We start from the raw sequence: 20,328 nt of genomic DNA, 5'->3' as shown, positions 1-20,328 counted from the left end.
GTCACCCGTACACGTACGGCGTTGTCGTGGTCAGGGGTTCGAAGCCCAGGCGGGCGAGAACCGGGCGGCTCTGGCTGGTGGCGTCGACCTGGACGTAGCGGTAGCCGCGCTCGGCGGCGACGCGGGCCCGGTGGGCGACGAGCGCGCGGTAGATGCCGCGGCGGCGCCAGGAGTCGATGGTGCCGCCGCCCCAGAGGCCGGCGAAACGGGTGCCGGGGACCAACTCCATGCGGGCGGCACTGACCGGGACGTCACCGGCGAGGGCCACCACCGCGACGACGTTGTCCTCGTCGCCGGTGAGCTGGGCGAGGAGTTGGTGGCGCATCCGGGTGCTGTCCGTGCCGAAGGCCTGTTCGTGGACGTCCGCGACGAGGTCGACGCCCGCGCGGTCGGTGACGGGCAGCAGCCGTACGCCCTCGGGCGGCTGGGCGTCGAGCGCGAGGTCGCCCAGCTCGGCGATCATCAGGGTCTCCTCGGGCTGGGCGACGAACCCGGCGGCGCGCAGCCGCTTCCCCAGGTCCTCGGGCTTGTCGTGCCCGTACAGCTTCCACTCGAACTCGCGGCCGAGGGCGCCGAAGTAGCGCATCTGCTCGGCGATCGCGGCGTCGGCGGTCGATTCGTCCAGGTCCGACCAGATCACCCCGTTCCAGCCGTGCTCGGTGCCGACCTGGCGCACCACCTTGTCGATGCGCTCGACCCGGGCTCCTGGGCTGTCGGGCCGCGCGTCCTCCCGCATGTCCCGGTCGAACAGGGCCAGTACCGCAACGTGATCCATGGGGTCACTCCAGCACCCCGGCGCGCATAGGGCAACGGCCCTGCACCGGGACGGAGTCGATCGGACCACCCCGCCCCGGTGTTTCGTCCCTGGTCAGGCGCGGTTCAGTTGCGGGTCCACTGCTGGTTGGATCCGCCGTTGCACGACCAGAGGTCGATCAGGGTTCCGCCCGCCGTCGCGGCGCCCAGCGCGTCCAGGCACAGGCCCGAGACGTTGTTGGTGACGGTTCCGTTGGAGTTGAAGGTCCACTTCTGATTCGTGCCGCCGTTGCAGTCCCACAGGACGACCTTGGTGCCGTTGGCAGTACCGCTGTTGTAGGCGTCGAGGCACTTGTTGCCGTAGACCACCAGTTCACTGCGCGAGGTGTAGGTGAACGTCTGGTTCTGACCACCGCCGCAGTCCCACAGTTCGGCCTGGCTGTTGTTGGTGATCGTGCTCTTGAAGAAGTCCAGGCAGCGCCCGGATCCGGTGCCGACGACCGCCGTCCCGTTGGTGCCCGGGACGGCGCGCACGGCCACGGCGTCGATGTCGGGCGCGGTGCCCAAGGCCCCGAAGGTCAGCGTGTTGGAGCCCTTCGCCAGGGACGCGAGGACGGAGACGGTCCGGTAGGTGGTCGCCGAGCCGGTGGGCGGGAAGGCCAGCGTCTGCGCGTACTGGCCACCCACCTGAAGCGTCGCCTCGCGGTCCGCGGTGCCGCCGTTGGCGTAGGTGATGTCGATCAGCTTGGTGCCCGCGGCGGACGCCGTGACTCCGGTGAAGGCCGGGGTCGAAGCGGAGGTGGTGTCCTCGTACGTCGTCCCGGACGCCTCGGTGCCGGAGACGGTGAGCAGCACGCCCTCGCCCGCGGGGACGCTGGTGGTGTAACTCGTCGCGAACGAACCGGTGTTGGACGCCGACCAGACGTTGCGTACGGCGGCGGAGGCGGTGGTCAGACCCATGTCCTGCCAGCGGGCGGTGATGTTCGCCGCGGCGGACGTACGGTTCAGCAGCAGGACCGCGCGCTTTCCGGTGCCGGAGAGGATCTTGCTGTAGACCTGCAGGCCGGTGCTGTCCTCGGCGACCTTGACGCCCTGGAGGCCGCGCGGGTCCTGGTCGATCGCGACGACCTCGGAGTTGGTGAGGATCGAGGCGGTCGTCGCGCTCATGGTGGCCAGGTTGTTGCCCGCGAGCAGGGGGGCGCCGGAGATCGCCCACAGGCCCATGTGGGTGCGGTTCTGGGCGGTGCTCAGGCCGTTCATGCCGACCGTCATCATGTCCGGGTCGTTGTAGTAGCCGGTGTGCTGGGCGGCGGGGTGCAGCGACTTGTCGAAGTTGGCCAGGATGTTGGTCATCGTCGGGTTGTCGGGGTAGTAGACGATGTCGGTGCTGGTGCGCCACATCGCGCCCGTGCCGGCGGCCCAGTTCCAGGGGTTGCCCGTGCCCCACTCGCACAGTGACAGCACGAGTGAGCGGCCCGTGACCGCGGTGGCGGCGGTGTTGGCGTCGCGGATCGCCTTGTACGTCGTCTCCTGGTCGAGGCCCTCGGCGTCACCGCCGCACCAGTCGATCTTCAGGAAGTCGAAGCCCCAGTTCTGGAAGGTCTCCAGGTCCTGCTGGTTGTGGCCCTCCATACCGGTGTTGGGGGCGGCGGGTGTTCCCGAGGGGGTCGGGTAGTAGTAGCCGCAGCCGTTCTTGCCCGCGTCGGTGTAGATCCCGGCCTTGAGGCCCTTGCTGTGGATGTAGTCGACGATGGCCTTCATCCCGCCCGGCCACTTGGCGGTGTCGACGGTGATGTTGCCGTCGCTGTCGCGGGTGCCCGGCCACCAGCCCTCGTCGATGTTCACGTACTTGTAGCCCGCGGCGGCCATGCCCGACGACACGAGGGCGTCGGCCTGGGCCTTGATGGTGTCGTAGTCGATGACGCTGGCGAAGGTGTTCCAGGACGCCCAGCCCATCGGGGCCGGGGCGACCCCGATCTGACTGGTGCTGACGGCGGTCGGCTCGGCGGTGAGCGGAGTGACGGAGCGCCCGACTCCGGCCAATCCTGCGACGGCCAGGCCCAGGACGGCACCATGAACGGCTGCGCGCTTCAGGAGACCCCTGAGGCGCGTGGTGTGCGAATGGGGGGACATACGGCTCTCCCTTGAGCGGTTTGTTCGCAGACTCGAACAAAAGTCAACGAGACTCGCCATATGGGAGCCGCCATTCCGCGAGCGCGTCAAGTCCCTTGCCGACAGGGCCCGTTCACGTTCGGCCACGCCGCCGGTGAACGCGGCCGTACCCCGGTGGCCGCCCGTCGCGTCGCCGTCCGCACGCGATACCTTCGGTTCGACCCGGGCCCGACCCGGCCGGGAAAGATCTCAAGCATCGGGATGGTCATGCGCGAGGACGCGATCGTCGAGGTAGCCGCCGGAATCCATCTGGTTCACGGCAGCAACACCAACTGGGTGATCCTGACCGAGGGGGACGCCGTCACCCTGATCGACACCGGATATCCGGGCGACCGCCCGGACGTCCTCGCCTCCCTCGACGCGCTCGGCCACTCCCCCGAGGCCATCAGCGCCGTACTCATCACCCACGCGCACAACGACCATGTCGGTTCGGCCGAGTACCTGAGCAGCACCTACGGCGTCCCGGTTCATCTGCACGAGGAGGAGGTGGCGCACGCGCGCCGCGAGTTCCTCCAGCAGGTGAGCGTGGGCGAGGTGATGCGCCAGGCCTGGCGCCCCGGCGTCCTGCCCTGGGCGGTGCACGCGATCCGGTCCGGGGGCACGGCGGACGTCCGGATGACCCGGCCCGAGCCGTTCCCGGGCGAGGGGGCGCTCGATCTTCCCGGCGGTCCGGTGCCGGTGCACACCCCCGGGCACACCGCCGGACATTGCGTCTACCACCTGCCGGACGCCGGCATCGTGATCTCCGGCGACGCCCTGGTCAGCGGTCACCCCACCTCCCGGATACGGGGACCGCAGCTGCTGCCCGACATGTTCCACGCCGAGCGCGCGAACGCCCTCGCGTCGCTGAAGCTCATCGAGACACTCTCGGCGGACGTCCTCCTGCCCGGCCACGGCCCGGTGCACCACGGATCCGTGAGCGAGGCGGCCCAGCGGGCCCAGGCGCTCGCCAACTGACGGCGGCCGTGAGCCGGCCGGCTCACGGCCGCGTGGTTCCCGGCTGGACCGTGTCGAGGTAGGCCCGCAGCGCGTCCCGGTTGCGGGCCAGGCAGTCGATGCGGCTCTGGATGCGGTCGATCTCGCCCCGCAGGAGTGCGGCGGTCTCCTGGGTCAGGCACTCGGGGTGGAGATGGATCTCGCCGGGGTCGGACAGGAACGGCAGGATGACACGGATGATCTCGGTGGTGAGCCCGGAGTCGAGCAGCCCACGGATCTGCCGTACGCACGGGACGGCCCCGTCGCCGTACGAGCGATAGCCGTTGGCGGTCCGCTCGGGGCGCAGCAGGCCCTGTTCCTCGTAGTAGCGCAGCATCCGGGTGGGGACACCGGTGCGGCGCGACAACTCACCGATCCTCATGACTCAGCTCTCCGGGTCGGCCGCTCTTGCCTTCACACTGATGTGAAGGTTTCAGCATGGTCGCATGTCGCTCGCACCGCCCGCCAAGGGCACCGCCCTGCCCGTTTCCAGGCTGCCGCTCTCGGGGCTGCTCGCCCTGTCCACGGCCGCCTTCACCGCCGTACTGACCGAACTGCTGCCCGCCGGTCTGCTGCCGCGGATGGCTCCGGCCCTGGGCGTGTCCGAGGGGCGGCTCGGTTTCCTGGTGACCGGTTACGCGCTCGCCTCCTTCCTCGCCGCGGCGCCCCTCACGGCCGCGCTGCGCGGGCTGCCGCGCCGCCGGGTATTGACCGGCACCCTCCTGGGTTTCGCCTTCTGCAACGCCGTCACCGCCCTGTCGTCCTGGTACGCGCTCACCTTCGCGGCCCGGCTCGGGGCCGGGGTCATGGGCGGCACGCTGTGGGCGATGCTCGTCGGGTACGCGGCCCGGATGGTGCCCGCCGAGCGGCGCGGCCGTGCCATCGCGATCGTCCTCGGTGGCATCACCCTCGCCCTGTCGCTTGGCGTGCCCGCGGGCACCGCGCTGGCGGACGCCGCCGGCTGGCGCGCGGCCTTCGGCGTGCTGTCCGTACTCGCCGCGCTGCTCGTGCTCTGGGTGCGGTGGCGGGTGCCGGGCCTGCCCGGCGAACCGGCGGGCGCACGGGTGCCCCTGCGCCGGGTCGCCGCGCTGCCCGGCATCGTGACCGTCCTTTCGGTGACCCTGCTCCTGCTGCTGGGGCACCAGGTGATGTACACGTACGTCGCCCCCTTCGCCGAGCGCACCGGATTCGGCCACACCGGTCTCGTGCTGCTGGTGTTCGGGGTGGCCACGGTCGTGGGGATCTGGATCGTCGGCACTCTGGTGGACGCGCATCCGCGCCGTACGCTGCTGACGGCCCTGGCCCTGATCGCGTGCGCGATGGCGGCGCTGGCCGTGTCCGCGGGCGAGCCCCTCGTGCTCCTCGTCTCGGTCGCCCTGTGGGGCGCCGCGTTCGGCGGAGCGCCGACGTTGATCCAGACCGCGCTGGTCGACGCCTCCGGCCCCGCCCACGCCGACGTGGCCACCTCCCTTCAGACCACCGTCTACAACGCCGGTATCGCGGCCGGTTCCCTCACCGGAGGACTCGTTCTGCAGAGCGCGGGAGCCACGGCCCTTCCCTGGACGTCACTCCCGCTGATCGCCGCCGCGGGCGGCGTGGTCGCGATGGGGCGGCGGGCGTTCCCTGCGCGGCGCCCCGCCTGACACCTCACCCGCAGGGCACCGGGACCGTGTCCGCACGCCCGTCCTTCAGCGGGTTTCCCGGGTGGGGGCGCCGTAGCGGAGTCCGTCGACGAGCAGGGCGATCATGCGTGGGGTGTGGCCGTTGTCGTCCTCCTGGGCGGGCAGGGTCAGATTGCGTGTGGCGACCAGGAGGTCTTCGGGGTCGACGTCGGAGCGGATCTCACCGGCCTTGGCCGCGGTGTCGAGGAGCGCGCCGAGGACGGGCATGAAGCGCTGCTGGAAGTAGGCGGGCAGGGTGTCGTAGGCCGGGTCTCCCGAGTGCAGGGCGGTACTGAGTCCGCGTTTCGCGGCGATGAAGCCCGCGAAGCGCTGGAGCCACTTGGCGAGCGCTTCGGCCGGTTCGTGCCGCGCCGCCAGGGAGGGTGCGGCGTCGGCGCAGGCGTCGACTTCGTGGCGGAAGACCGCGGCGATGAGGTCCGAGCGTTGCGGGAAGTGGCGGTAGAGGGTGCCGGCTCCCACGCCCGCCCTGGCGGTGATCTCCCGCACGGGTGCGTCCACTCCCGAAGTGGCGAAGACGTCCGCGGCCGCCGTGAGCAGGGCGTCGGTGCTGCGTTGCGCGTCGGCACGCAGCCGCTTACGGGGCTCCCCTTGCGCCGCGGCGGCGTTGACCTCCCGAGTCGTTTCCTCGCTCACGATGACTTCCCTTGCTAAACGGAACCTCGTTCCGTATCGTCCAAGTTGAACGCTGTTCCGTTTCCGCCAGCCTAACGCGCAGCGGCGGGCACCGGCCGACGCACAAGGAGACTCATGAAGTACCGCACACTGGGCCGAACCGGCATCAAGGTCAGTCCGTACTGTCTGGGCGCGATGATGTTCGGCGCCATCGGCAACCCCGACCACGACGACTCCGTCCGGATCATCCACAAGGCGCTGGACGCGGGCATCAACTTCGTCGACACCGCGGACGCCTACTCACGCGGCGAGTCCGAGGAAATCGTCGGCAAGGCCCTCAAGGGCCGCCGGGACAACGTCGTGCTCGCCACCAAGGCCCACCTCCCCATGGGGGACGACCCCAATCAGCAGGGCAACTCGCGGCGCTGGCTGGTCCGCGCGCTGGAGGACTCGCTGCGCCGGCTCGGAACCGACCACGTCGACCTGTTCCAGATCCACCGGCCCGCCCCGGACACCGACGTGGAGGAGACCCTCTCGGCCCTCACCGACCTGGTGCGCGCGGGCAAGGTCCGGGCCATCGGCACCTCCTCCTTCCCCGCCTCGGACATCATCGAGGCGCAGTGGGTCGCCGAGCGGCGCGGCCTGATGCGCTTCCGCAGCGAGCAGCCGACGTACTCGATCCTCAACCGCGGCATCGAGCGCGAGGTGCTGCCCGTCTGCGAGCGCCATGGCATGGGCACCCTGGTCTACAGCCCGCTCGCGGGCGGCCTGCTGACCGGCCGCTACCGCAAGGGCCGACAGGCCGACAGCCACCGTGCCGCCTTCGGCTTCAAGCACCTCAGCGACGAGCGCCGGCTCGACGCCGTCGAACAGCTCATCCCCCTGGCCGAGAAGGCGGGGATGCCGCTGACGCACCTGGCGATGGCGTTCGCGATCGCCCACCCCGGCGTCACCTCAGCGATCATCGGACCACGCACGATGGCCCACTTGGACGACCTCCTCGCGGGTGCGGAGACCACTCTGACCGACGAGATCCTCGACCAGATCGACGCGATCGTGCCGCCCGGCACCGACATCGGGACGCTCGACATGGCCTACAACCCACCCGCCGTCCAGCAGACTGCCCTGCGCCGCCGCCTGCCCGACGAACGCTCCGCCGCCTGACCCAGGGCCTAGCCGAGCTCCAGCGTGGTGACCCCGTAGACGCGCTCGCCGCTGAACGGCCTGACCGGGCCGGTGTACATCCGGGCCGTTTCGAAGGAGGGGGTGAGGCCGAACTCCTCGGCGAGGGCGACGCCCGGCGCGTTCGACTCGGGGATGTCGATGGCGACCTCACCCCCGGGAGTGTCGGCTGCCAGCGCCAGGAGGAGGGCGCGGGCGTCCTCGGGGGTGTCGGCGAACAGCGGGCCGACGCGCGGGCGGTCGAGGGCTGGCCGGACCACCGCGTAGCCGGTGAGGTGGCCGTCGGCGACACGGACGAAGGTGCGGTGGCCTGGACCGGTGAGCCACCGCTCCAGGAAACGGGGGCGGTCGGCCGGGCAGCAGGCACTGTCGTACGCCGCGATGGACGCGAAGTCGGCCGCTTCGGCGAGCCGCACCCCCGGTGGCGTCTGCCCCGCCGGCACGGTTCCGCCGAACCGGACGGTGCGGTGGGCGAGTTCGAAGCCGGACTTGCGGTAGTTGTCCTGCTGCGCCACCACACCGTCCAGACCGACGGTCCGGCCGCCGGCGTGGGCGAGGGCGGTCTTCCAGGTGGTGAGGCCGTGGCCGCGGCCGCGCAGATCCGGTCGTACGAGATAGAAGCCCAGGAAGGCGTAGTCGGCGTCGTACGTCACGACCGAGACGGCCGAGACCGGCTGCCCGTCGATCCTGCCGATGAAGAAACCCGCGGGATCCTGGGCGAAGAAGCTCGGTGCGTCGGACAGCCCCGGATTCCATCCCTCGTCCCCCGCCCACCCGCTGATCACCGACCAGTCGTCGAGCGAGGCCCGGGCGACGACGAGGTCCGCGGGACCGGGAGAAGTCATATGTGCGCTCCATTCGCTTGCGGCGGGGTGCGCGGCGGTCGCCCGCGCCCGCAGCATTTTTCCCGATCTCCACGGGGATTTCAGCGTCCGTCACTCATAGGCTTGCCGTCCATGACTGTCGATCATGTGACCCTGCGTCCGGTGGCCGAGGACGACCTGCCCGTCCTGGAGCGGTTCCTGACGGAACCCGAGACCGCCACTCCGTTCCAGTGGTTCGGCTGGCGGGACCCGGACCGCTGGCGGCGCAAGTGGGCGGAGAACCGCATGCTCGGCGACGACGCGGGCCATCTGATGGTCGTGCGCGGCGAGGAGCGGCTGGGCTTCGTCGGGTGGCGGAAGATCCGGCCCACCCCGAGCACGTACTACTGGAACATGGGCATCGGCCTGCTGCCGGAGGCACGCGGCAAGGGCTGGGGCACGGAAGCCCAGCGGCAGCTGGTCCGGTACCTGTTCGCGCACACGACCGTGGTGCGGATCGAGGCGGACACCGAGGCGGAGAACATCGCCGAGCAACGCGCCCTGGAGAAGGTCGGGTTCACCCGCGAGGGCGTGCTGCGCAGTGTGGGGTTCCGGGACGGCCGGTGGCGCGACGGCGTGCGCTACAGCATCCTGCGCGACGACCTCCCCGACATGCGCTGACCCCCGCCCGGAGGCCGCTCGAAGAAGCCACCCGAACGGGGCCCCACCGGCCGTGAACACGGTGGGGCCTTCCGCGTCAGCGGCCCGCCGTGGGCCTTCCGCGTCAGCGGCCCGCCGTGGGCCGGTACCGCCGGTACAGCACGGCGCCCCCCAGGAGCAGGGCGGCGCTCGCGGCGATCGCCGGGAGCGTCTGGTCGGCGCCCGTGTGAGCGAGGGAGGCCATGGGCGGCGGCGGGGCGTGGTAGGGCGTCCCCTGCGGCACGTACGCCCTGGGCGGCGTGTGCGGACTCGGAGCGGGCTTCACCGGCAGGGGGTGGTCGCCGGAGGTGTTCGTGGACGTGTTCCCCACAGACGCGTTGCCGAGGCCGACCACGTTCACGGAGTTGCCGCTGACGTTCACCGGGAGGTGCACCGGGAGCTGTAGGCCGTTGCCCGAGAGCACGCCCGGAGAATCCTTTCCGCTCCCGACCGCGACAGCACCGCCGCGTGTGACGGCACCCCCGTGGGCCACGCCACCAGCTCCTTCGCCACTCCTGCCGTGGCTCCTCCCGCCGGCGCCGGGGCCTCCGCCCTCGCTCACGTTCGCGCAGCCGTTGCCCGCGGCGGGGTTGAGGAGCCCGGCCACGTTCACGGTGTTCCCGCACACGTTCACGGGGACGTGCACCGGGAGCTGGAGGGTGTTGCCGGAGATCAGCCCGGGCGAAGCCGCCGTGCCGCCGTCCGCCGTGGCGTCGGCGTGCGCCGGCATCGTCACGGCCAGCGCGCCCGAGGCGGCGGCCGCGGCGATCAAACCATTTCGGGTAACCCGTTTCATAGGTTCCCTGCCTTCCAGACATGGACGCGGGCACTCGCCCGCACCGCGTAAAACGCGGGAGAACCATCCGACGTTATGGCTGATCGTGTTTTCACCCCATCGAGGGTCACGTTTATCGAACGCCCGCCCAGAGGCGCGCTCCGGGACACCCGCTTATCGTGATCGAGGAGCTATCCCCTGGCGCCCGGTACGACGCCGGGCGTCCCTGGAGGCATCCATGCTGTCCGCGCACCAACGCTGGGCGTACGCCGGAGCCGGCGTCGTGACACTGGCCATGCTGGCGGCGGGTCTGCCCTCGGCGGTGGCGACGGCCGCCGAGGGCCCCGACCTGTCCCGCTTCTACCACCAGCAGATCAAGTGGAGTGCCTGCAAGGGCGACGCGATGCCCGCGGATCTGCAGTGCGGGCAGGTGACCGTCCCGCTGGACTACGCGCACCCGGGGGCCGGGACGCTCGACCTCGCGCTGGCCCGCTATCGCGCCACCGGCCCGTCGAGGGGATCCGTCCTGCTGAACTTCGGCGGTCCCGGCGTCCCGGGTGTCCCGCAGCTCGCCGCCGACGGCGGCAAGAACTTCATGCCGCTCACCAACGGCTACGACGTGGTGACCTTCGACCCGCGCGGTGTCGGCCGGTCCTCTCCCGTCAGCTGCGGCGGCGATGCGGCCCAGGCTTCCGGCACGGCGGGCTCCGCCAGCCACGACAGCAGCCCGGAGGCACTCCTCAAGCAGGTACGGAAGGACGCCGACGAGTGCGCCAAGCACTCCAGCCCCGTACTGGCCCACATCGGCACGGTCAACGCCTCCCGGGACCTGGACGTGATGCGCCAGGCGCTCGGCGACAAGAAGCTCAACTACCTGGGATTCTCGTACGGAACGCGCCTGGGCGCGGTGTACGCGAGCCAGTTCCCCGACAAGACGGGCCGCATGGTGCTCGACGGCGTGGACACGCTCACCGAGCCGCTGTCCGAGTCGGGCCTGGTGAGTGCCGAGGGGCAGCAGACCGCCCTGGAGGACTTCCTCACCTGGTGCACCCAGGACGAGTCGTGCCCGTTCGGGCAGGATCCGCGCGATGCCCGTCAGCGGGTCGCCCGGCTCGTCGACTCGCTGGACAAGAACCCGGTGCCGACGAACTTCGGGCAGCAGTTCTCCGGCCAGGACCTGGTGGCGACCATGGGTCTTGAACTCTTCGTCCGCAAGGGGTGGCCGCGGCTCGAACGGTCCCTCGCCTCACTCGTCCAGGACGGCGACCCGAGCGGACTGTTGCAGGCGGCCGGGGGCGTCGCCCTGCCCCACGCCACGTACAGCGGGCTGGTCGACCCCGCGAAGGTGCCCCCGGACAACCTCGAGAGCGCACTGCTGGCGATCAACTGCGCGGACGACCCCGATCGGCCCAGCGCCGAGCAGCTCACCAAGGAGCTCGACGAGCTGAAGGCCGCCTACCAGGAGGCGTCGCCGGTCTTCGGCCCCCTCCGTCTCAACGAGCTGCTGATGTGCTACGGCCGCCCCAAGGGCAGCGACTACATCCGCGAGAAGGTACGCGATGTGCACACGCCGAAGATGCTCCTCGTCGGCACCCGCGGGGACCCGGCGACCCCGTACCGCTGGGCCGAGGAGACCGCCAAGCGGCTCGGCCCCTCGGCCGTCGTGCTCGACAACAAGGGCGAGGGCCACACGGGGTACGCGTCTTCCAAGTGCGTGCGCCAGAAGGTCACCGACTTCCTGCTGTACGGCTCGCTGCCGGACAACGGCAGCTCCTGCGGCCCGGAGGATCCGACGACGCCTTGAGCGGACCTCGCGCGGCGTGTCGCCGAACGGACGCGGACGGGTTGCACCGACACGTCGGATACGACCCGAAGCGCACCTCGGCCGTCACACTGGGCAGGCGTAGCTCACCGTCCGTAACACCGTTCCTGACCGAAACAGGGGGAACCCACCGATGCGCATCCGACCCGTTCTCACCCTCCCGGCCGTCGCCGTGGCGCTGCTCCTCGCCGTGCCCCAGAGCGGCTCGGCCGCCGCGCGGCCCGCCAGGTGTGCCGAGAAGGCCGTCACCATCCACGCCCACCGCTCCGCCGACCCCACCCTGCTGCACCTCGGCGTCACCAACCGCTCCACCCGGACGTGCGCCGTCGAGCGCATCCCGACCGTCATCTTCGGGGACCTCGACGGCGCCGCCCTGCCGGTTCCCGCCGGGCAGAGCGGGCCGTACCTGCTCGAGGCGGGCCGGACGGCGTACGCGGCCCTGCGGACCATCGCCGACCCGGCGGATCCGCAGGCTCGCCGGGTGGACTCGATCGGCGTCTCGCCGGACCCCTCGCGCTTCGGCCGTACGTTCTCCGCGCGTGAGCTGGGAGTCGGTCGCGTCGTCCTGGTGTGGGAGCCGGTGACCTCGTGGTGGAAGTCCTCACAGGCGGCCGCCGACCGGGCGCTCAGGTAAGGAGCACGTCCGGGGCGTACAGGTCCAGCCACAGCGCCAGGTCCAGGGTGCGTTCCAGGCCCCGCCGCGACGCCTGCGTGATCTGCGGGCTGTCGCGGTGGGCGGCCCGGTGGACCCGCTCCCGGTCGACGAGGTCGAAGACAGGGTGCGCGGGCCGGGCCAGGAGGTCCTTGGCATGTTCCTGGAGGGCGATCGCGTACTTGGGGTCCTGCGTCGACGGATAGGGGCTCTTGACCCTGTCGTACACGGACTTGGGGATCAGGTCGGCGGTCGCCTCCCGCAGCAGGCTCTTCTCCCGTCCGTCGAAGGACTTCAGGGACCAGGGCGCGTTGTAGACGTACTCGACGAGCCGGTGGTCGCAGAACGGCACCCGCACCTCCAGGCCGACGGCCATGCTCGCGCGGTCCTTGCGGTCGAGCAGGACGCGGACGAAACGGGTCAGGTGCAGGTGGCAGATCCGCCGCATCCGGTACTCGAAGTCGCTCTCGCCGTCGAGCCGCCGGATGCCCGCGACGGCCGTACGGTAGCCGTCGGCGACGTACGACTCCAGGTCCAGCGCCTTGGTGAGGTCCGGGCGCAGTACGTCGGCGTCGTCGCCGAAGTCCCGGCTGAACCGGACGAGCCAGGGGAAGGTCTCGGCGCTGCGGGCCTCCTCGTCGAAGAACTGCAGATAGCCGCCGAAGACCTCGTCCGCCGACTCTCCGGAGAGCGCGACCGTGGAGTGCTCGCGGATGGCCTGGAAGAGCAGGTACAGGGAGGCGTCCATGTCGCCGAAGCCCATGGGGAGGTCGCGGGCCCTGATCACCTTCGCGCGGACGTCGAGGTCGGCCAGGGCGTGTGCGTCGAGGACGATGTCCTGGTGGTCGGTGGCCGAGGCGCGGGCCACGTCGTGCACGAAGGGGGTGTCGGGGGTGCCCCGCAGCTCGTCGGCGACGAAGTGGTCGGTCTGGCCGACGAAGTCGACGGCGAAGCTGCGGACCTTCTCGCCGTGTTCGCCGAGCTGCCGGGCGGCCAGCGCGGTCATGGCGGAGGAGTCGAGGCCGCCGGAGAGCAGGGTGCAGCGCGGCACGTCGGCGACGAGCTGGCGGCGCACGATGTCCTCGAGGAGCGAGCGGACGGTGGCGATGGTGGTGTCGCGGTCGTCGGTGTGCGGCCGGGTCTCCAGCTGCCAGTAGACGCGCCGGCGCAGACCGGCGCGCTCGACGGTGACGACGGTGCCGGGCTCCACCTCGCGCATGCCGTCCCAGACCGCGTGTCCGGGCGTCTTGACGAAGGTGAACAGCTCGCGCAGTCCGTCGAGGCGGACCCGGGCCGGGGCGAGCGGGTTGGCGAGGATCGCCTTGGGTTCGGAGCCGAAGAGGACGCCGTCGGGGGTCGGGTAGTAGTAGAAGGGCTTGATGCCCATGCGGTCGCGGATCATCACGAGCTTGTCGTGGCGGCCGTCCCAGACCGCGAAGGCGTACATCCCGTTGAGCCGCTCGGGGAGCGCCTCGCCCCATTCGAGGTAGCCGCGCAGGACCACCTCGGTGTCGGAGTCGGTCGAGAAACGGTGCCCGCGGTCGGTCAGTTCGCGGCGCAGCTCGGTGAAGTTGTAGGTCTCCCCCGAATAGACGAGCGCGACCGTGCCGTCCGGGGTCTCGGCGGTCATGGGCTGGCGTCCGCCGGGCAGGTCGATGATCGCGAGCCGGCGGTGCCCGAGGGCCGCGGGCCCCTCGGTCCAGGTGCCGCGGTCGTCGGGGCCCCGGCAGGACATCGTCTCCGTCATTGCATCCAATGTCTCCGCCTCGGCGCGCAGGTCGCGGTCGAAGGAGACCCAGCCGGTGATGCCGCACATGTGTTACCTCCCGCGTCCGGTTCACCGGGAGCACTGCGCCTGCCTGCGGTTTCATGGGCGGCCCAGTGCTTCCGCAAAACCAGTTGTATTGAGCAGCTATATGACGAGGTTGTGTCATGTGCGCGAGTGCCGTCAACACGTACGTAACCTGACCGGCCCAGTCACCCCGACGGTTTCGGCCGCGCTTTGCCCCCCGCGGACGGGCGGATCTGCCCCCTGCCGGGCTTTTGCGAACGGGAATCGGCCACGGGCAAAGTCTTCCTCAACATCCGCCGGGGCGCCCGGGGGGGGCATTCTCGGGGGCCCGAGCGGCACGCTCGCTTTCGCCCCTTTTCGTCCCATGGGTTTGACTCATGGTGTGCGCCGGATGCTCTTGCCGCTGTTCGTCGCCCTGGGTGCGGCCGGGGCACTGGTCCTGGCATGGGCCGTTTCGCCCTGGTGGTGGTGGGCGGCCGCCGTACTGCTCGCCCTGACCGCGCTCGCCGTCCGGGACCTGGCCCAGCGCCGCCGCGCGGTCCTGCGGAACCATCCCCTGCTGGGCCACCTCCGCTTCCTCGCGCGGCCTGACGAGCGTGCTGTACGCGGCATCGTGTACGAGCGCGCCGAGGGCGTCGAGGCCGAGGAACCCTTCGGCACCCGGCTGGACCTGTACGGGGACGGGTACGAGTATCTGGAACCGTCGATGCGCCCGGTCGAGATGCCGGACGAGCCGCCCGTGGTGCGTGTCGGCGGCCCGGACTGCACCCAGCCGTATGACATGGCCCTGCTCAACGTCTCCGCGATGAGCTTCGGGGCGCTGTCCTCGCACGCGATCCTGGCGCTCAACAGGGGCGCGGCGCTCGGCGGTTTCGCGCACGACACCGGCGAGGGCGGTCTCTCGGACCACCACCTGCGGGGCGGCGGGGACCTGGTCTGGGAGATCGGCAGCGGGTACTTCGGCTGCCGCACCCCGGAAGGGGGCTTCGCGGCACGGGAGTTCGCGGACAAGGCCGCGCTGCCGGAGGTCAAGTGCGTGTCGCTGAAGCTCTCCCAGGGGGCGCAGCCGGGCATCGGCGGGGTGCTGCCCGGTGCCAAGGTGAGCGCCGAGATCGCACGGGCCCGCGGCGTCCCGGAGGGCGAGGCGGTGGTGTCGCCGCCGTACCACCGGGTGTTCTCGACCCCCCGCGAGCTGGTGCGCTTCCTCGCGCGGATGCGGGAACTCGCGGGCGGCAAGCCGACCGGCCTCAAGCTCTGCGTCGGCTCGCGCCGTCAGTTCCTCGCCGTCTGCAAGGCGATGCTCGCCGAGGGGGTCTCGCCGGACTTCATCGTCGTCGACGGCGCCGAGGGCGGTACGGGGGCCGCGCCGCCGGAGTTCGCCGGCTCCCTCGGAACGCCCCTGACCGAAGGGCTGATCACGGTGCACAACGCGCTGGTCGGCGCCGGGCTGCGCGATCGTGTGCGGATCGGCGCGAGCGGCAAGGTCGCCACCGGCTCGGACATCGTCAAACGGCTGGCGCAGGGCGCCGACTACACGAACGCGGCCCGCGCGATGATGTTCGCGCTCGGCTGCCTCCAAGCCCGGCGCTGCCACACCAACACCTGCCCGGTCGGGGTCGCGACCCAGGACCCGCACCGGGTGCGCGCCCTGGACGTGGCCGACAAGTCGGCGCGCGTGCACCGCTACCAGCGGGCCACGGTCCGCAGCGCGAGCCGGATCATGGCCGCCATGGGCGTACGCGATCCGGCCGAGCTCGGACCGCATCACCTGCTCCGGCGTACGGACCCGGCGACCGTACGGTCGTACGCGCAGCTCTACGAGTGGCTGGAGCCCGGGGTACTGCTCGCGGAGCCGCCCGCGTCCTGGGAGGCGGACTGGAAGGCGGCGGATCCGGACGCGTTCTGAACCGCCGGGGTCCAGCGAGGCGCTGCTTCAGGCCTTGCGCGGCGGGGTGTTGGCCGGGGTGTCGCCGGCGCAGGTGACCACCACGCCCGGACCCCGGCCCCATGGGTTTTCGGTGTCGGCCTGCGTCATGGGCGACCCGCGCGACATCGACAATCAATTGCCCCAAATGCCCGATAACTGAATCGGCTCTATCGTGCTGTTATGGAGCACGCACTCAGCCCAGCGACCCTCACCAAGCTGCGCAGGCCGCGGCCCTATCCCGCGGTGTCGGTGCTGACGCCCACCCACCGCCGCGAACCCGACAACGCCCAGGATCCGGTCCGGCTGCGCAATGTCGTGGCCGCGGCCAAGAGACAGATCGAGTCCGATCCGGCGGTCACCCGCGAACGGCGCACCGATCTCGTCCAGCAGCTCGACCAGGCCCTCGCGGAGGTCGACCTGGTGCACGCGGAGGAGGGTCTCGCGATCTTCGCGGCGCCCGGCGAGCACCAGGTGTGGTCGCTGACCCGCACCGTGCCCGAGCGTGTGGTGCTCTCGGACACCTTCCTGACCCGCAACCTCGTCGCCGCACAGGTCTCGGAGCGGCCGTTCTGGGTGCTCGCGGTGTCGGCCGACCGGGTGACGCTGTGGAACGGCGGCGCCGACCGGGTCACCGAGGAGCGCATCGGCGGTTTCCCGCGGACCCGCAGCCTCGAGGACCCGAACGCCGAGCGCAAGGAGCGCGTCGGAGACCTGCCCAGCACCTTCCGCGACGAGCGGACCAAGCACTTCGTGCGGGACGCCGACACCGCGATGAGCGCGGTCCTGCGCGAGGACCCGCGTCCGCTGTACGTCACCGGCGAGACCGCCGCGCTCTCCCTCCTCGACGAGGTCGGCACGGTCACCAAGGACGCCACGCACATCCCGCACGGCGGACTCGCGCACGGCACCCCCGAAGCCGTGTGGCAGGCGGTGCGTCCGCTGATCAGCGCCGAGGAGCGCAGGGACACCGACGCGGTGGCCCGGGAGCTCGAGTCGGCCCGTGGCCGCAAGGAGTTCGCGGCCGGAGTCGACGAGGTGTGGCAGAACGCCTCCCAGGCCCGGATCCGGCTGCTGGCCGTCGAGGAGAACTACCGCGTGACGGTACGCGACGACGGCGGCGACCATCTGGTCCCGGCCGAGAGCGGTGATCTGGACGCCCGCGAGGACATCGTCGACGAGATCGTCGAACAGTGCCTGGAGACCGGGGCGGAGGTCCGTTTCGTCCCCGACGGCAGTCTCGGTGACGCGAAAGGCATCGCCGGGGTGCTGCGCTACTGATCATTCCGGCAGACAATCGCCTCCAGAGCTGTCTGCCGGAGAGGTGAGCGCGTGAGTGAGCTGTTGGGTGTCGCGGTCCTGGGTGCCGGCCACATGGGGGCCGACCATGTACGGCGGATCGATCGGGTGGTGAACGGCGCCCGGGTCGCGGCGGTGGCCGATCCCGACACCGGGCGCGCCAAGGACGCCGTCGCCGGCATCGACGGTGTCTCGGTGCACACCGAGCCGGCGGCGGCCCTCGACGCGCCCGGCGTACAGGCGGTGTTGGTCGCCTCACCCGGGCCCGCGCACGAGGAGGCGCTGCTCGCGGCCTTCGAGCGCGGTCTGCCGGTGCTGTGCGAGAAGCCGATGGTGCCGGAGTCGGCAGGGGCGCTGCGGGTGGTGGAGGCGGAGGCGCGGCTCGGCCGGAGGCTGGTGCAGGTCGGGTTCATGCGCCGGTACGACGCCGAGTACCAGCGCCTGAAGTCCCTGCTGGACAGTCGGCGGCTGGGCCGTCCGCTGATGCTGCACTGCACGCACCGCAATGTGTCCTCCCCACCCGGCTTCACCTCGGCGATGCTGGTCAACAGCTCCGTCTCGCACGAGATCGACGCGGCGCGCTGGCTGCTCGACCAGGAACTCACCGCCGTGACCGTACTGCGCCCACGGCCGTCCGCGGATGCCCCCGAGGGCCTTCTCGACCCCCAGTTCGTGGTGTTCGAGACGGCCGAGGGCGCTCTCGTCGACGTCGAGGTCTTCGTCAACTCCGGCTTCGGCTACCAGGTGCGCTGCGAGGCGGTCTGCGAGTCCGGGAGCGCGCGGATCGGGGACGAGCACACCATGGTGGTGACGACGGCGGGAGGTGCCCGCGAGGAGGTGGCACAGGACTACCTCGTACGGTTCGCCGACGCCTACGACCGCGAGGTGCAGGCCTGGGTGGACGCCACCCGGGAGGGGAAGGTGACCGGGCCGAGCGCGTGGGACGGGTACGCGGCTTCGGCCGTCGCCGAGGCCGGGGTCCGGGCGCTGGAGAGCGGCGGCCGGGTGACCGTCGAACTCGCCCCGCGCCCGCACCTCTACGCGTGATCAGCCGCTGACGCTCGCCGTGCCCGTCTCGATGTGCCCGGTGAACCGGCGCGACCAGCTCGCGTCGGAGTCGACGGTGATCGTGAAGTCGTACCAGCCGTTCTGGTACGCGACGGCGTTGAAGTAGTCCTCGGTCGAACCGCCCGCGGCGACGTTGTACGTCCACGGCCCGTCGCCGCGGTACTGGTTCGAGGTGATCGTGAACTTTACCGGGGCGCTGGAGGAGTTGGTCATCCTGAAGTAGAGGGCGGTCCTGCCGGTGCCGGGTTCGGTGGCGTAACGGGTGCTCACCTCGGCCGACTTGCCCGCCTGGGTCGCGTCGCCCCTGAAGCGGCGCAGGAAGCGGTTGGGGCCGGTCATGGTGAGGTCGTACTTGCCGTTGCCGTACCCCGAGCCGATGCTGAAGGCGTCGGAGGCGGCGGCGCCGGCGTCGACGGTGTACTGCGAGGGCGTGGTGTCGCGGTAGGCGTTCGGATGGATCGAGAAGTGCGCGGCGCTCCTGGCCGGGGCGCCCTGGTTGGCCATCGTGAACCAGGCGAGGATCTTGCCGCTCGAACCGAACTCCAGGTGGTCCAGGTAGCCGTTCGGCTGGTAGGGCAGGGCGCGGGCGGGCCGGGTGCCGGGCTCCTGGGCGGGCAGGGCGTTGGTGGTGGGCACCGGGTTGGGCAGGGGGCCGCAGGTGGCGATCCCGATCACGCTCGTGGCGGGCAGCGGGACCGTCCCGTGGACCGGGTTGCCGAAGTCGAAGACTCCGGTGAGGTCGCCGGTGACCTTGCGGCGCCAGGCGCTGATGTTGGGGCAGGGGGCGGCCTTGCCGAGCGCCGTCGTCCACGTCTCCAGGAAGCGCAGGACCGAGGTGTGGTCGAAGACCTCCGAGGAGACCCAGCCGCCCCGTGTCCAGGGCGAGATGACGAGCATGGGGACGCGGAAGCCGAGACCGTACGGGGCGCCGTTGAGGAACTCCCCCGCCGTGTTCGCGGGCGGGGCCGGGGGCGGCACGTGGTCGAAGAAGCCGTCGTTCTCGTCGTAGTTGAGGAACAGGACGGTGGAGTCGAAGACGTCCGGGTCGGCGGCGAGGGCCTTGTACACCAGGTCGACGAAGTGGGCGCCGTCGCCGGGCGGGGCGTAGGGGTGCTCGGAGAAGGCCTGGTTGGCGACCACCCAGGAGACCTGGGGCAGGGTGCCCGCGAGGACGTCGGCCCTGATGGCGGCGGCGATGTCGTCGGGGGTGGAGCCGGTGGCCTTGGGCACGGAGGCCATGCCGCGGTCGTACAGCGGGTCGCCCGCCTTGGCGGAGGCGAACTTCTTGAAGTAGGCGCAGCCGTTGTCGCCGTAGTTGTCCTGCGCGTTCTGGTAGACCTTCCAGGTCACTCCGGCCGTCTGGAGCGCCTCGGCGTAGTTCTGCCAGGTCAGTCCGGACTCGTCGCCGCCGTCGTAGCTGGAGCCGTCGACCTTGCCGCTCCACAGGTAGGTGCGGTTGGGGCCGGTCGCGCTGAGTGCGGAGCAGAAGTAGGCGTCGCAGATCGTGTAGTTGTCGGCGAGCGCGTAGTGGAAGGGGATGTCGGAGCGGTCGAGGTAGCCGAGCGAGCGGACGTTGCCGACGCCGGAGACCCAGTTGTCGAGGCGCCCCTTGTTCCAGGCGGAGTGCTGCGAGGACCAGGAGTGCGGGAGGTCGCCGTTGCACTGTGCGAGGGTCTCGCCGTCCTTGCCGCCCGCCGCGGGCGTGGAGCTGAGCTTCCACGGGTACTGCCTTCCGCCGCCGTTCGGCTGGCTGAAGACGGAGTACCCGCCGGACAGGGTGATGCCGCTGCGGTCGTCGAAGCCGCGGACGCCCTTGAGGCGGCCGAAGTAGTGGTCGAAGCTGCGGTTCTCCTGCATGAGGACGACGACGTGCCGTACGTCCGAGATGGTGCCGGTCGCCGTGGCGGCGGCCGCCGCCGGACGCGAGCCGACGCCCAACGCGGCGCCCGCCGTCACGGATGCGCCGAGTCCCACGAAGCCTCTTCGGCTGATCGGTGTCATTCGCCCGCCCCCTCCTCGCCGGAGTGCCCCTGCGGCACACCGCGCGCCAGCGTGCACGCGGTGATTGCCGAGGTCCATACCGATGCGGTGAGGGACGGGTGAACAGCGGCCGAACGC

The 20,328-nt window shown here is 71.1% G+C and carries 17 protein-coding genes; 9 read left to right on the top strand and 8 right to left on the bottom strand.

Annotated features, from left to right (window positions below; translation table 11 throughout):
* Nucleotide 1: 1 nt before the first annotated feature.
* Together ACIQTP_RS31550 and ACIQTP_RS31545 are read right to left on the bottom strand one after the other, a co-directional pair.
* Nucleotides 2-775: a GNAT family N-acetyltransferase gene (locus ACIQTP_RS31550; RefSeq protein WP_403406238.1), complete on the bottom strand. Its 774-nt coding sequence runs from the start codon at nucleotides 773-775 to the stop codon at nucleotides 2-4.
* 104 nt (nucleotides 776-879) lie between these two features.
* The gene (locus ACIQTP_RS31545; RefSeq protein ID WP_403406236.1) at nucleotides 880-2,886 is read right to left on the bottom strand and encodes a ricin-type beta-trefoil lectin domain protein; all 2,007 of its coding nucleotides are present in this window, start codon (nucleotides 2,884-2,886) and stop codon (nucleotides 880-882) included.
* A 246-nt stretch (nucleotides 2,887-3,132) separates the two neighbouring features.
* On the opposite strand from ACIQTP_RS31545, the gene ACIQTP_RS31540 reads away from it, so the two are divergent.
* On the top strand, nucleotides 3,133-3,882 hold the full coding sequence (locus tag ACIQTP_RS31540) for an MBL fold metallo-hydrolase (RefSeq protein WP_403406233.1): 750 nt from the start codon (nucleotides 3,133-3,135) through the stop codon (nucleotides 3,880-3,882).
* Between the two features lie 22 nt (nucleotides 3,883-3,904).
* Here ACIQTP_RS31540 and ACIQTP_RS31535 read toward each other — a convergent pair whose 3' ends face one another.
* Entirely contained in the window at nucleotides 3,905-4,282 is a 378-nt protein-coding gene (locus ACIQTP_RS31535; protein WP_403406230.1) for a MerR family transcriptional regulator, read from the bottom strand.
* A 64-nt stretch (nucleotides 4,283-4,346) separates the two neighbouring features.
* On the opposite strand from ACIQTP_RS31535, the gene ACIQTP_RS31530 reads away from it, so the two are divergent.
* On the top strand, nucleotides 4,347-5,543 hold the full coding sequence (locus ACIQTP_RS31530; RefSeq protein WP_403406227.1) for an MFS transporter: 1,197 nt from the start codon (nucleotides 4,347-4,349) through the stop codon (nucleotides 5,541-5,543).
* Between the two features lie 45 nt (nucleotides 5,544-5,588).
* On the opposite strand, the gene ACIQTP_RS31525 is transcribed toward ACIQTP_RS31530, so the two are convergent.
* Nucleotides 5,589-6,215: a TetR/AcrR family transcriptional regulator gene (locus ACIQTP_RS31525; protein ID WP_403406224.1), complete on the bottom strand. Its 627-nt coding sequence runs from the start codon at nucleotides 6,213-6,215 to the stop codon at nucleotides 5,589-5,591.
* 114 nt (nucleotides 6,216-6,329) lie between these two features.
* On the opposite strand from ACIQTP_RS31525, the gene ACIQTP_RS31520 reads away from it, so the two are divergent.
* Nucleotides 6,330-7,358 carry an aldo/keto reductase gene (locus tag ACIQTP_RS31520; protein WP_403406221.1) on the top strand — a complete coding sequence of 343 codons (1,029 nt, stop codon included), beginning with the start codon at nucleotides 6,330-6,332 and terminating at the stop codon, nucleotides 7,356-7,358.
* 8 nt (nucleotides 7,359-7,366) lie between these two features.
* Here the strand turns inward: ACIQTP_RS31520 and ACIQTP_RS31515 are convergent, their stop codons facing one another.
* Nucleotides 7,367-8,221, bottom strand: coding sequence for a GNAT family N-acetyltransferase (locus tag ACIQTP_RS31515; protein ID WP_403406218.1), 855 nt, complete (start codon nucleotides 8,219-8,221; stop codon nucleotides 7,367-7,369).
* A 111-nt stretch (nucleotides 8,222-8,332) separates the two neighbouring features.
* Between ACIQTP_RS31515 and ACIQTP_RS31510 the strand changes: the two genes are divergently transcribed.
* The gene (locus tag ACIQTP_RS31510) at nucleotides 8,333-8,860 is read left to right on the top strand and encodes a GNAT family N-acetyltransferase (protein ID WP_403406216.1); all 528 of its coding nucleotides are present in this window, start codon (nucleotides 8,333-8,335) and stop codon (nucleotides 8,858-8,860) included.
* Between the two features lie 103 nt (nucleotides 8,861-8,963).
* On the opposite strand, the gene ACIQTP_RS31505 is transcribed toward ACIQTP_RS31510, so the two are convergent.
* Nucleotides 8,964-9,674 (bottom strand): chaplin, encoded by a 711-nt coding sequence (locus ACIQTP_RS31505; protein WP_403406213.1) that lies wholly within the window; start codon nucleotides 9,672-9,674, stop codon nucleotides 8,964-8,966.
* Nucleotides 9,675-9,891: 217 nt separating this feature from the next.
* Between ACIQTP_RS31505 and ACIQTP_RS31500 the strand changes: the two genes are divergently transcribed.
* Nucleotides 9,892-11,457, top strand: coding sequence for an alpha/beta hydrolase (locus ACIQTP_RS31500; RefSeq protein WP_403406210.1), 1,566 nt, complete (start codon nucleotides 9,892-9,894; stop codon nucleotides 11,455-11,457).
* A 151-nt stretch (nucleotides 11,458-11,608) separates the two neighbouring features.
* Complete coding sequence (locus ACIQTP_RS31495; protein WP_403406207.1) at nucleotides 11,609-12,109, top strand: DUF4232 domain-containing protein; 501 nt, start codon at nucleotides 11,609-11,611, stop codon at nucleotides 12,107-12,109.
* Here the strand turns inward: ACIQTP_RS31495 and asnB are convergent.
* Complete coding sequence (asnB, locus tag ACIQTP_RS31490) at nucleotides 12,102-13,943, bottom strand: asparagine synthase (glutamine-hydrolyzing) (RefSeq protein ID WP_403406204.1); 1,842 nt, start codon at nucleotides 13,941-13,943, stop codon at nucleotides 12,102-12,104. The genes ACIQTP_RS31495 and asnB overlap by 8 nt on opposite strands.
* Nucleotides 13,944-14,310: 367 nt before the next feature.
* Here asnB and ACIQTP_RS31485 point away from each other — a divergent pair, with 367 nt between their 5' ends.
* The 3 genes from ACIQTP_RS31485 (at nucleotide 14,311) to ACIQTP_RS31475 (ending at nucleotide 18,189) form a co-directional block, all read left to right on the top strand.
* The gene (locus tag ACIQTP_RS31485) at nucleotides 14,311-15,825 is read left to right on the top strand and encodes an FMN-binding glutamate synthase family protein (RefSeq protein WP_403406202.1); all 1,515 of its coding nucleotides are present in this window, start codon (nucleotides 14,311-14,313) and stop codon (nucleotides 15,823-15,825) included.
* Between the two features lie 201 nt (nucleotides 15,826-16,026).
* Nucleotides 16,027-17,124, top strand: a complete 1,098-nt coding sequence (locus ACIQTP_RS31480) for a chemotaxis protein (RefSeq protein ID WP_403406199.1) — start codon at nucleotides 16,027-16,029, stop codon at nucleotides 17,122-17,124.
* Nucleotides 17,125-17,175: 51 nt separating this feature from the next.
* Nucleotides 17,176-18,189: a Gfo/Idh/MocA family protein gene (locus ACIQTP_RS31475; protein ID WP_403406196.1), complete on the top strand. Its 1,014-nt coding sequence runs from the start codon at nucleotides 17,176-17,178 to the stop codon at nucleotides 18,187-18,189.
* On the opposite strand, the gene ACIQTP_RS31470 is transcribed toward ACIQTP_RS31475, so the two are convergent.
* A complete protein-coding gene (locus tag ACIQTP_RS31470; RefSeq protein ID WP_403406193.1) occupies nucleotides 18,190-20,211 on the bottom strand; it encodes a phosphocholine-specific phospholipase C in 2,022 nt (673 codons plus the stop codon). It abuts the gene before it with no gap.
* Nucleotides 20,212-20,328: the final 117 nt, after the last annotated feature.

Origin of the sequence: Streptomyces sp. NPDC090798 (assembly GCF_044768965.1) — a bacterium.
Classification (GTDB): Bacteria; Actinomycetota; Actinomycetes; order Streptomycetales; family Streptomycetaceae; genus Streptomyces.
The sequence above is the reverse complement of the archived record's forward strand: the minus strand, read 5'-3'. Positions and strand labels throughout refer to the sequence as shown.

Excerpts from the sequence above, each read along its gene's own strand:
- ACIQTP_RS31550 (WP_403406238.1), bottom strand. The coding sequence starts at position 775 with ATGGATCACGTTGCGGTACTGGCCCTGTTCGACCGGGACATGCGGGAG.
- ACIQTP_RS31545 (WP_403406236.1), bottom strand. The coding sequence starts at position 2,886 with ATGTCCCCCCATTCGCACACCACGCGCCTCAGGGGTCTCCTGAAGCGC.
- ACIQTP_RS31540 (WP_403406233.1), top strand. The coding sequence starts at position 3,133 with ATGCGCGAGGACGCGATCGTCGAGGTAGCCGCCGGAATCCATCTGGTT.
- ACIQTP_RS31535 (WP_403406230.1), bottom strand. The coding sequence starts at position 4,282 with ATGAGGATCGGTGAGTTGTCGCGCCGCACCGGTGTCCCCACCCGGATG.
- ACIQTP_RS31530 (WP_403406227.1), top strand. The coding sequence starts at position 4,347 with ATGTCGCTCGCACCGCCCGCCAAGGGCACCGCCCTGCCCGTTTCCAGG.
- ACIQTP_RS31520 (WP_403406221.1), top strand. The coding sequence starts at position 6,330 with ATGAAGTACCGCACACTGGGCCGAACCGGCATCAAGGTCAGTCCGTAC.
- ACIQTP_RS31515 (WP_403406218.1), bottom strand. The coding sequence starts at position 8,221 with ATGACTTCTCCCGGTCCCGCGGACCTCGTCGTCGCCCGGGCCTCGCTC.
- ACIQTP_RS31510 (WP_403406216.1), top strand. The coding sequence starts at position 8,333 with ATGACTGTCGATCATGTGACCCTGCGTCCGGTGGCCGAGGACGACCTG.
- ACIQTP_RS31505 (WP_403406213.1), bottom strand. The coding sequence starts at position 9,674 with ATGAAACGGGTTACCCGAAATGGTTTGATCGCCGCGGCCGCCGCCTCG.
- ACIQTP_RS31500 (WP_403406210.1), top strand. The coding sequence starts at position 9,892 with ATGCTGTCCGCGCACCAACGCTGGGCGTACGCCGGAGCCGGCGTCGTG.
- ACIQTP_RS31495 (WP_403406207.1), top strand. The coding sequence starts at position 11,609 with ATGCGCATCCGACCCGTTCTCACCCTCCCGGCCGTCGCCGTGGCGCTG.
- asnB (WP_403406204.1), bottom strand. The coding sequence starts at position 13,943 with ATGTGCGGCATCACCGGCTGGGTCTCCTTCGACCGCGACCTGCGCGCC.
- ACIQTP_RS31485 (WP_403406202.1), top strand. The coding sequence starts at position 14,311 with ATGCTCTTGCCGCTGTTCGTCGCCCTGGGTGCGGCCGGGGCACTGGTC.
- ACIQTP_RS31480 (WP_403406199.1), top strand. The coding sequence starts at position 16,027 with ATGGAGCACGCACTCAGCCCAGCGACCCTCACCAAGCTGCGCAGGCCG.
- ACIQTP_RS31470 (WP_403406193.1), bottom strand. The coding sequence starts at position 20,211 with ATGACACCGATCAGCCGAAGAGGCTTCGTGGGACTCGGCGCATCCGTG.